The organism is Daejeonella sp., assembly GCF_044348475.1.
Taxonomy (GTDB): Bacteria; Bacteroidota; Bacteroidia; order Sphingobacteriales; family Sphingobacteriaceae; genus Daejeonella.
This window is the reverse complement of the sequence record NZ_JBIKSU010000167.1, coordinates 1-2,508: the sequence shown is the minus strand read 5'-3', so window position 1 is coordinate 2,508 and position 2,508 is coordinate 1. Positions and strand designations below refer to the sequence as shown.

Here is a 2,508-nt window from a genome sequence, read left to right as displayed (position 1 = left end):
AGAGCCTTATGGTGGTGCCAAGAGAGCAGAATTAAGAATTCAGGGTGGAGCTACCAGCTTTAAACTTCAGGATACAACCTCGAGTCTTTTTGAAGCAGATGTTAAAAGACAGTTTGCAAAATATACCCTCACAAAAAGTATCAGCGATTCTGTTGAAGTTTTAAATTTCAAGATGCGCAACGGAGAACAACGCTGGAATCTGGATGAAATGGAAAACAATGAAACAAACATTCGTTTGAATATGACTCCGGTTTGGGATATTCGTATAGGGATGGGAGCAGGAGAGGCTATTTTCGATTTAACACCTTATAAAGTAAGTTCTCTTAAATTTGAGGGTGGCGCCGCTTCTTTTGAAGCAAAAATTGGTTCGCTTCAACCGCTAACCAACGTGACTGTTGAAACAGGAGTTGCAAATGTTGAGATTGATGTACCATCTGAATCAGGTTGCCGTATTGTAGTAGATAGCGGACTTTCATCCAAAGATTTCATTGGTTTTATTAAACAGACTGATGGAACCTACCAGACCAGTAATTACAGCACAGCTGCAAAAAAAATCAATATTAGTTTAAAAGGTGGACTCTCTTCGTTTGAAGTTAGAAAGTATTGACCCTTCTGGAATCACCCCGGATTTACTCCGGAGTGACTTGGATTAACTTAGACCAGACTTTGGATCAAATCCAAAGTCTTTTTATGTATAAAAAATGAAAGAATATACTGTTGTTATCGAGGGAAAGCCTAGTGGCCCGTATGCTCCAGATGAATTAAAGAGACTAAAAATCAAGGCCGGGACTTTTGTGAAAACGGATGAAATGGATGACTACAAAGAAGCACATGAGGTGCCTGAATTGTGTGAACTCCTTCGTTTAAAAGCTCATGTTAGGCTTCCTCAATATTTTGCAAGTTTAGATGTAAGGTTGCTGGCTGTGATCATTGATTATTTTATCATTTTTGCGATATATTGTGTTATTGCTACCGCAGTAGTACTCTTTATCGATGAAAAGCAATTACGAATTATAGTTTCATTAGCCGGGCTTGGTATTATTCCTGAAGCAAAGTTTATTTACAGTATTGTGATGGAATCGTCTGTAAGACAAGGTACTTGGGGTAAGGTTTTAATGGGATTGAAGGTTAGCGATGAAAAAGGGAATCCCATTACATTTAATCGCTCTTTAGTAAGAAACCTAAGTAAAATCCTCAGTACAGCAACGCTTGGATTAGGCTATCTGATGGGCTTTTTTGATAAACGACAACAGTGTTTGCATGACAGAATCGCAGGAACTGTGGTGATAAAGGATAGGCTTATTTGAGTTATCAGTTGTCAGTTATCAGTTGTCTGTTTTCAGTTATCTGTTATCAGTTATCAGTTGTCAGTTATCTGTTGTCAGTTATCTGTTGTCAGTTATCTGAGGTATGAAGTCGGAGGTATGATGTTCTGCTATTAAATGAAGTAAATTATCTCAATACTCAATACTGGTTCCAGTTGTCTGTTATCTGAGTAGCATCATACAAGTAAATTTCAAACTGACGCTGAATTTGTCTTTATTCTTTGATCCCTTATCCCGGTTCCTTGCTCCACTGCTATGTTAGTTGTAGGTTGCCTGACAACAGACAACTGATAACAGACAACATTTAATGTTATTTCTGCAAAATACTGCTCAATATTTTCTCCAGCTTAGCAGGATTATTCATGTATTTTGCAAGATCAAACAGTTCTACTTTTCGGAACTCTACCGGATGGCTTTCGCTTTGCAATGAAATGTATCCTTCTTTCAGAGCTTTTCCATCTATTTTAACTGTCGGATCAAAATTTGCTACGTTTCCACCACCTATCTGTGGTTTAGTATATTCAAAAACGGTTTTGCCTTCCAAGCGATGTTGAATTAATGAATCGCCAAGAACTACCATCTCTGCTCTTACCCACTGATCACCATGATAAGTTTTTGATGTAGAATTCACGCAATGAGGTGTAAATAATTTACCATTAAGGAATACATTGGTGCCCGGAGTACAAAGGTTTAATGTGGTTCTTGCATTCTTGCCATCGCCACCCAAAAACTGAGTTTCAAGTGAGATTGGAAAATCCTGATTTAGACCCATGCTTTCAGGAGATTGACTATGCAGCATGGCTCCGCTATTTCTAGTAGCCCAACCTGGTCCGCCAGGAATTTGATCCCCTGTAAACCGATATTCAACAACTAAGACATAGGCAGAATATGGTTTTTTATAAAAAATATGTCCATAGCGATCTTTCCATTCAGGATAGCCATCATACGAAACTTTCATTGCTTCGTTTTCAACTCTGAAGGTATTGGCATAATTATCATTCAGCGGGTGGCCATTGATTTTCACTTTCCAGTCTTTGAGGTCTTTGCCATTAAAAAGGCTGGTCCAGCCTTTGTTTTGTGCAATACTGCTTGTGCTCAATACCACTAAGCACAGCGTGATGAATTTAGTTAACATAGAATTTGCTTTATAAACCAAGGTAATAATAATTAGCTGTATGAAGTG

At 38.2% G+C, this 2,508-nt stretch carries 2 protein-coding genes and 1 pseudogene; 2 read left to right on the top strand and 1 reads right to left on the bottom strand.

Going from position 1 to position 2,508, the window contains the following annotated elements; genetic code table 11:
• Positions 1-607, top strand: a pseudogene (locus tag ACIQZ6_RS12775) (hypothetical protein); the annotation flags it as partial.
• A 94-nt stretch (positions 608-701) separates the two neighbouring features.
• Positions 702-1,307: an RDD family protein gene (locus tag ACIQZ6_RS12770; protein WP_395811688.1), complete on the top strand. Its 606-nt coding sequence runs from the start codon at positions 702-704 to the stop codon at positions 1,305-1,307.
• 328 nt (positions 1,308-1,635) lie between these two features.
• Here the strand turns inward: ACIQZ6_RS12770 and ACIQZ6_RS12765 are convergent.
• Positions 1,636-2,508: DUF1080 domain-containing protein (locus ACIQZ6_RS12765; RefSeq protein ID WP_395811686.1), on the bottom strand; the 873-nt coding region annotated here is incomplete at its 5' end.

Coding starts and splice junctions, on each gene's coding strand:
- ACIQZ6_RS12770 (WP_395811688.1), top strand. CDS start 702: ATGAAAGAATATACTGTTGTTATCGAGGGAAAGCCTAGTGGCCCGTAT.